At 69.6% G+C, this 6,720-nt stretch carries 8 protein-coding genes and 2 pseudogenes; 2 read left to right on the forward strand and 8 right to left on the reverse strand.

Annotated elements, in window-relative coordinates; genetic code table 11:
* Positions 1 to 6: 6 nt before the first annotated feature.
* Positions 7 to 816, reverse strand: coding sequence for a helix-turn-helix domain-containing protein (locus tag IPJ59_RS36230; protein ID WP_293275751.1), 810 nt, complete (start codon positions 814 to 816; stop codon positions 7 to 9).
* 199 nt (positions 817 to 1,015) lie between these two features.
* Between IPJ59_RS36230 and IPJ59_RS36235 the strand changes: the two genes are divergently transcribed.
* Both IPJ59_RS36235 and IPJ59_RS36240 read left to right on the forward strand, forming a co-directional pair.
* The gene (locus IPJ59_RS36235; protein ID WP_293275752.1) at positions 1,016 to 2,110 is read left to right on the forward strand and encodes an ABC transporter substrate-binding protein; all 1,095 of its coding nucleotides are present in this window, start codon (positions 1,016 to 1,018) and stop codon (positions 2,108 to 2,110) included.
* A 50-nt stretch (positions 2,111 to 2,160) separates the two neighbouring features.
* On the forward strand, positions 2,161 to 2,454 hold the full coding sequence (locus tag IPJ59_RS36240; RefSeq protein ID WP_293258734.1) for a hypothetical protein: 294 nt from the start codon (positions 2,161 to 2,163) through the stop codon (positions 2,452 to 2,454).
* A 234-nt stretch (positions 2,455 to 2,688) separates the two neighbouring features.
* On the opposite strand, the gene IPJ59_RS36245 is transcribed toward IPJ59_RS36240, so the two are convergent.
* The 7 genes and pseudogenes from IPJ59_RS36245 to IPJ59_RS36275 all read right to left on the reverse strand — a co-directional run.
* Positions 2,689 to 3,435 carry a hypothetical protein gene (locus tag IPJ59_RS36245; RefSeq protein WP_293275753.1) on the reverse strand — a complete coding sequence of 249 codons (747 nt, stop codon included), beginning with the start codon at positions 3,433 to 3,435 and terminating at the stop codon, positions 2,689 to 2,691.
* A complete protein-coding gene (locus IPJ59_RS36250) occupies positions 3,401 to 3,640 on the reverse strand; it encodes a hypothetical protein (protein WP_293275754.1) in 240 nt (79 codons plus the stop codon). Before IPJ59_RS36250 ends, IPJ59_RS36245 begins: the two co-directional genes overlap by 35 nt.
* Before the next feature lie 547 nt (positions 3,641 to 4,187).
* Positions 4,188 to 4,289, reverse strand: a pseudogene (locus IPJ59_RS38585) (hypothetical protein); the annotation flags it as partial.
* A pseudogene (locus IPJ59_RS38590) lies at positions 4,282 to 5,111 on the reverse strand (hypothetical protein). The pseudogenes IPJ59_RS38590 and IPJ59_RS38585, both read right to left, overlap by 8 nt.
* A gap of 137 nt (positions 5,112 to 5,248) precedes the next feature.
* Positions 5,249 to 5,809, reverse strand: coding sequence for an ATP-binding protein (locus IPJ59_RS36265; protein ID WP_293275757.1), 561 nt, complete (start codon positions 5,807 to 5,809; stop codon positions 5,249 to 5,251).
* Between the two features lie 243 nt (positions 5,810 to 6,052).
* Positions 6,053 to 6,325, reverse strand: a complete 273-nt coding sequence (locus IPJ59_RS36270; protein ID WP_293275758.1) for a hypothetical protein — start codon at positions 6,323 to 6,325, stop codon at positions 6,053 to 6,055.
* 148 nt (positions 6,326 to 6,473) lie between these two features.
* Positions 6,474 to 6,720, reverse strand: a 247-nt coding sequence (locus IPJ59_RS36275; RefSeq protein ID WP_293275759.1) for a hypothetical protein, incomplete at its 5' end; no start/stop codon positions are given.

Genomic DNA, 6,720 nt, shown 5'->3' on the forward strand with positions numbered 1-6,720 from the left:
GACAGCTCAGCGGACCGAGTGCAGCGCCTGGGTGAGGGTGCGCTGGAGGCCGCCGAGGCGGTCGGCGAAGCGGCCCTCGCCGGCGATGCCGCGCAGGCGGGTGAGCACGCGGGCCACGGTGCGCTCGGCGAGGCCGAGGACCCGGCCGCGCACGCTGAGGTGGCGCTGGGTCTCGCCGAGGAGCACGCGCAGCGAGCCGATCAGCTCGCGCTCGAGGCGCTCGCCGAGCGGGCCGAGGTCGGGCTCGGCGTGCTTCACGTTGAAGTGGATGAGGTCGGTCAGCGCGGCGCAGGCGCGTGACTGGGCCTCGCGGAAGCGGTCGCGGCGGGTGTGCAGGTCGGCGTGGCAGCCGTCGGCCAAGAGCTGCAGGAACTCGCGCAGGTGGGTCTCGGCGTCGCGCAGCAGCGGGGCGTCCTTGACCGTGCGGCGGAGCTCGCCGAGCTCGGCGAGGACATCGGTGGCGATGTGGAAGCTGTCGAGCTCGCGGACCGAGGTGACCACGCCGGGCGGGAGGGCGTGCGAGAAATTCACGGTGACGTGCTGGCGTGACGGCCTGCGCGGGGACTCGTCATCGTTCATGTCATCGTCGAGTTCGGCCGCGAGGGGTCCGACGTCGGCCGTGTCATCGATCTCGGCGATATCATCATCGCTGTCGTTGCCGACACCGGCGGCCTTGCGGGCGATGAGGTCGTCTTGATTGATGAGCCAGCGCGAGCCGATGCGGCGGGCGGGCAGGCGGCCCGTCTGGGCCATGTGGCGGACAGTTCGCTCGCTCTTGCCGAGCAGCTCGGCGGCGTCTTTGATGGAGATCTCCATGGAGGCTTCCTCGTCGGGTGGGCGGATCGGCCGGGACGGCCGCGGCGAATGTAGCCGAAGTCGGATCGAGCGGCGCATTTCCGGCTAATTTTGTTGCCGGATCCGGCACCGGCCTTGCCGAAGTCGGATCGTCCTGGATCGAAGAGTCTGGTGGTTTGTTCAGGTCACGGGCCTGCAGCGCGTGTGCGAGGGTCGGGCGGTGAAGAAGCCCGAGCAGCAGTGGGAGACGGGTCGCTTCGTCGCGCTGCGGCTGGCGGAAGTGCCGGCCGGGAGTGCGGGGGAGCCGGCGGTTCAGGGCTTCGAGCTGCGGCCGCGGGCTGGTGGTGGGTCATTGCGGGCCTGCTTCTCGCTGACGCGGCAAGTGGTCGATGTGGGGGCCGTGGATGACGACCTGATCTTCGCGGCGAAGGCGTGGCTGGCGGCGCGCGGCGGGCGGGTGCTGGACCTGCGGGATGCGGCCGGGCGAACGATTGCGGGTGGTGCCTTTGGTGTGGGAGAGCTGTCGGATCCGCCGCCGGGGCCGGCGTTTCGGGTCGTGACCCTGTGTCCCTCGAATGCGGAGATCGTCGGGGCGCTCGGGGCCTTCGATCGGGTGGTGGCGTGCGAGGACTCGTCGGACTGGCCGCCGGAGGTCGAGCAGCGAGAGCGCCTCGGGCCTGACCTCGGGCCTGACCTCGATCGTGTCGCTGCGATCGCGCCGGCGCTGGCGATCAGCTCGCTGAGCGTGCCGGGGATGGAGCGGGTGGTCACCGGGCTGCGGGTGCGCGGGGTGCCGCAGCGGGTGCTTGCGCCGCGCTCGCTGGCCGACGTGATGGCCGAGCTGCGGCAGGTCGGCGACGATCTGGGGCTGGCGGGGGCGGCGGCGCGGGTATGTGAGGAGATGGCGGGCGAGCGCGGGGCCCTGCTTGCGGTGAGGCCAATACGACGGCGGCGGGTGTACCTCGAGTGGTGGCCGCGGCCGATGTTCAGCCCGGGGGCTGCGTGCTACAGCAACGAGCTCATCGCCCTGGCGGGTGGGATCAACGTGTTTGGCGAGCGGCCGGGGGCGAGCGTGGAGGTCACGCCGGAGGAGCTCCTGCGCGCGGACCCGGAGCTGTGCTTCGTGTCGTGGTGCGGGGTCGCGGAGGCGAAGCTGGACCCGGACAACCTCATCTCCCGGCCGGGGCTCGAGGCATTGGCGGCGGCGCGGGCCGGGCGGGTGTATCGCCTCGACGAGCGCTTCTCGGGGCGTCCGGGGCCGCGGATGTTGACGGCGGCGCGCGTCATGGCGCGGGCGATCGCCGGGCTCGCCTGAACTTGCGCCGAATTTTTGTGTCGCCGATCGCGGTGTGCCAAGGCTTGGCCATGCAGGTCGTGTCGCTCGAGCCCCAGGTCGTCCGTCTCGTCGAAGAGCTCGCCCAGTACCGCGGCTATCGCACGCTGTGGCTCGACCGGCGCGGGTATCTGTGCCACGCGGAGCCCGAGGACGACTACGAGGATATCGGCTTTGCGTATGTGGGCACCGTGTTCACGCCCGATTCGGATGAGCTCGGGAAGCTGCTGGCGACCTTTGCGGCGCGCCGGGCGGCCCGCGTCGGGGCCTGGCCGGTCGCGGCGGCGCTGCGCATGAGCCCGGTCGCCGCGCTCGCGCCGGCCTGAGGCTGGAGCGACGGCGGCGCTGTCACGAGCGACGGCGGGGCAGGAGCAGCGGGACCAAGGCGGTGGGAGCAGCCAGGGGGCGGGGGGCGGGCTGCTGCGCGCAGCCGCAGCCGGACTCCCCCCTGCTGCGCGCCGGTGTCGCCACTGCTGGCGCTGCCGCTGGTGCTGTCACTGTCGGGTGGATCGCCGCCGCCGGTGGTGGGTGTCTCGGGGTCGCTGCTGGTGGCGCTGGTGTCAGTGCCGGTGCTGGTGCCGGTGCCGGTGCCGGTGGACTCGGGTGGTTCCGGGCAGGCCGGGCCGGGGTCCTGCGGGTCGTCGACGGGTGCGATTGACGATGGTGGCGCGGTCGCGGGTCTGGCCGACCCACATCTCGATCGACCGGTCGACGATCGCGTCCATGGCCGCGAGCTCCTGGTCGCACAGGCTCTCGTCGGGGCGCTTGATCAGGATGAAGGAGAGGTCGAACTCGCTGGGGGCGTCGGGGTAGGCGGGCAGGCGCTGGCCCTCCGCGCCGATGACGTCCTTGATCGTGATGTCGCGGCGGGTGCCCTGGACGCGGTACTGGTCGGCCTTGAAGGAGAAGCCGTCGACCGGGGCGCATTCCATGTCGGGGAGGGCGGAGTCGATGCAGTCGTGCGGGTCCTCGATGACGAACCAGGGCTCGACCTCGTCGGGGGGCATGAGGCCCATGAGGTAGAGGTCGAGGTCGCTGAACTGAAAGCTCTTGAGCTGGGCGGCGGTGAAGCTGCCATCGCCGTTGTCGGCCCAGCGGTGGCCCTCGACGGGGGAGCCGTCGGTGTGCATGTAGAAGTTCCAGTGGGCCTTGGCGCGGCCGAGCATGAGGTCGCTGGGGCCATCGCCGAGGTCGGCGCGGACGAAGGCGAGCCAGGCGTGGCCGAGCTCCTGGCCGAACACGAGGGAGATCCAGGTGTCATTGAGGCCGGCGTCACCGGGCAGGAGGAAGTTGTGCCAGTCGTTCATGTGCAACATGCCCTGGAACTGGCTGTTCGGGGTGTCGTCGAAGAACTCGTCCGGGATGATCGGGTCGATGGCGGCGGCCTGCTTGTAGCCGATGCCGGCGACCGTCGCTCGCGAGCGACTGGTAGAAGGCGCCGACGCCCTTGACCAGCTTGAAGGTGGTGTCGTCGACGATGAACTGACTGTCGTCGGCGTGGACCTTCAGCAAGCCCGCCTCGAGCGGGTAGTAGGCTTCGCAGAAGGGCTCGCGGTTGAACCAGTTGGCGTGTTCGATGGTGCCGTCGACGTCGTTGAAGATCGCGAACCATGCGGCGCTGCTCGACGAACTCGATCGGGGCGGCGCGGGCGGTGCCTGCCGGTGACGAGGATCGCGAGGTGAGCACTGCGGGGGCGAGGCGAGGCACGGCGATCGCAGGATACGGCGAGCGCGCGCGTGGGGTCCGCGGTAAGTGAAGTCGCGGTATCGCGCGGGGCCGGTGAGCGGTGGGAGTTAAGCAGGCACGAGCCGCCGGGTCTGGTGGACACGGCGGCTCGTGGTGGGACAGCGGCTGGGCTTTAGGGGCTTGATGGCGCTGTTGAGGACGGACTGGATGCGCTTGACCATGCCGGCGGGGTCGGCGACGACGCCCCGGCGAGGGCGGCCTGGTCGTAGAGGAGCTCGAGCCAGGTGCCGACGCGGTCGTCGGCGGGGGCTCTCTGGCGAGCTTGCTGACGGCCTGGACGAACGGGTGGTCGGGGTTTAGCTCGAGGATCCGCTGGCGGGTCGGGACGTTCTGGCGGGCGGCCTTGAGGATGCGCTCCATGTTGCGCGACAGGCCGCCCTCGTCGTCGACGAGGCAGGAGGCGCTCTCACGCAGGCGTTTGCTGGCGCGGACGTCCCGACCTTCTCGCCGAGCAGGGCGCGGCCGACCCGCGAGGCGGGGCCGATGTCGGTCTTGCTGTCGTCCGGCTTGTCCTCGGGCTTCTCGGGGATGTCGAGGTCGCCCTGGGTGACCGAGCGCAGCGGCTTGTCCTTGTATTTGGGGAGGTCCTGGACGACCCACCGTCGATCGGGTCGGTGAGGAAGAGGACCTGGTAGCCGCGGGCGAGTGCAGGCCTCCAGGTGCGGCTGCGGGCGACGGCCTCCTGCGACTCGCCGGTGATGTAGAAGATCGCGTCCTGGCCCTCGGGCATGCCGGCGACGTAGTCGGCGAGCGAGACGAGCTTGCCGTCGCTGTTGGTGCTGCGGAAGCGCAGCAGGCCCATGAGCTCGTCCTGGTGGCCGCCGTATGGTGCAGGCCCTCCTTGAGGACGGCGCCGAAGTTGTCCCAGACCTTGGCATAGTCGTCGGGGCGCTCGCTGGCGATGTCGGCGAGCTGCTTGAGCACCTTGCGGGTGAGCTGGCGGCGGATCGCGTTGAGGGTGTTGTGCTCCTGCAGCATCTCGCGCGAGACGTTGAGCGGGAGGTCCTCGGAGTCGACGATGCCGCGGACGAAGCGGAGGTAGGCTGGGAGCAGCTTGTCGCAGTTGTCGATGATGAGGACGCGGCGGGCGAACAGCTGCAGCGACTTGCGGTCCTCCATGAACAGGTCGGCCGGCGGCTTGCCGGGGATGTACAGGAGCGCGACGATTGGATCGGCGCGTCGGCGCTGATGTGGAGGTGGCGAGGGGCCCGTCGCCGGCAGGACGAAGCCGCCCATGACGTGCTCTTAGAACTCCCTTGTAATCCGCCTCTGTGAGCCCTGGCGGGCGCATCCAGAAGGCGGTGGCCTCGTTGACCTGCTTCTCCTCGTCCTCCTGCCCTCCTTTCGGTGATTCCGCACGCGGATCGGGTGCATCACGTAGTTGCTGTAGCGGCGGATGACGGTGCTCCGAGGCGGTAGCGCTCTGAGGAATTGGCGGGCCTCGGGCTTGAGATGGAGCTCGATGCGGGTGCCGCGGAGCTCGCGTTGGCTGGGGCCGAGGGTGAAGGTGCAGTCGCCCGTGGAGCCCAGGCACGGCCTGTGCTCGGGACGGCGCTGAGGGTGTACACGTCGATGCGGTCGGCGACCATGAAGGCGCTGTAGAAGCCGACGCCGAACTGGCTGATGAGGTTGAGGTCGGGCTTTTGGCCGCTCCTGCTGGGCCCGGGCGCGCTCGAGGAAGTTGAGGGTGCCGGAGTGGGCGATGGTGCCGAGGTTAAGGGCGACCTCGTCGCGGTCATGCCGATGCCGTTATCCTCGATGACGAGGACGCCGCTCTGCTCATCGGCGTGGACCTGATGGCTGGTTTTGGCGTCGCGGTCGCGGAGGTTGCTGTCGACCAGGCCCTGGAAGCGGGCCTTGTCGAGCGCGTCGGAGGCGCTCGAGAGCAGCTCGCGGAGGAAGATCTCCCGGTTGGTGTAGAGGGAGTTGGTCACCAGCCGGAGGAGCGCTGACCTCGGCCTTGAACTCGTGCTTCTGCCTTGTCGTTCACGTGGGCACCTTCTGGGCGTGTCGGGGCAATACGTCGGGGGCGGCGCGTCCCGGAGGGGGCGGCGGGCGGGAAGATAAAGCCCTCGAGGGATGCGTCAAGGCCCACGTGCTCGTGGCCGACGCATCAACGCGAAACAGCCGGGCGATGCGCCCGACTGTCACTTGAGGGGACCGACAGCGGCCGGAGGCTATACGAGGATGCTCGACAGCTTGGGCGTCGGCAGGTGGACCAGGCGACGGTGCCACAGCTGGGCGCCGATGAACTCGTCTTCGCGGGTGATATGGTCGGTGAGGCGGGCGGTGACCTGAGCCGAGCTCACCGTAGATCTGGTTGCTGAGGGTCCAGTCGGCGGCGCACAGGGCGAACACGCTGGCGGTGTCGACGCTTGATAAATAGGCAGGGTCTTCACGCAGAACTCGAGGACGGGGATCTCGATGTCGCCGAGGGGTGGGGTGATCATGTCGATCTTGGCGTGACCGGGCTATCGGTCTCGGCACCGACGATAGTCGCGCTTGTTGGAGCTTGGCGAACACGGCGATATCAGGGTTAAGAAGACGCCATGACGGAACAGGGCGTTGAAGCCGCTCCCGCCGAACTCGCGGGTCCTCTCACTGCAATCGCGGGATGTCGCTGACGACCTCGAAGGTGGCAGAGGCCCGCGGGGGCTTGGAGGTGTGCCGGAGGTCCTTCTCCTTGGGCTCTTTGCCAGAAGTCGGGAGGGCGGCACGAGTGAGCTTGGGGCGCCGCCCTGGATGGGCTCGCCCTCGTCCGGTGTAGACCCGGCTCATGATGTAGGCGTCGGCGGTGCGGAAATAGCCCGGAATGGCGCCCTCGCGGGAGAAGCCGACGCTGCGC

It is taken from the genome of Nannocystis sp. (assembly GCF_016714285.1).
Lineage (GTDB): Bacteria > Myxococcota_A > Polyangia > Nannocystales > Nannocystaceae > Nannocystis.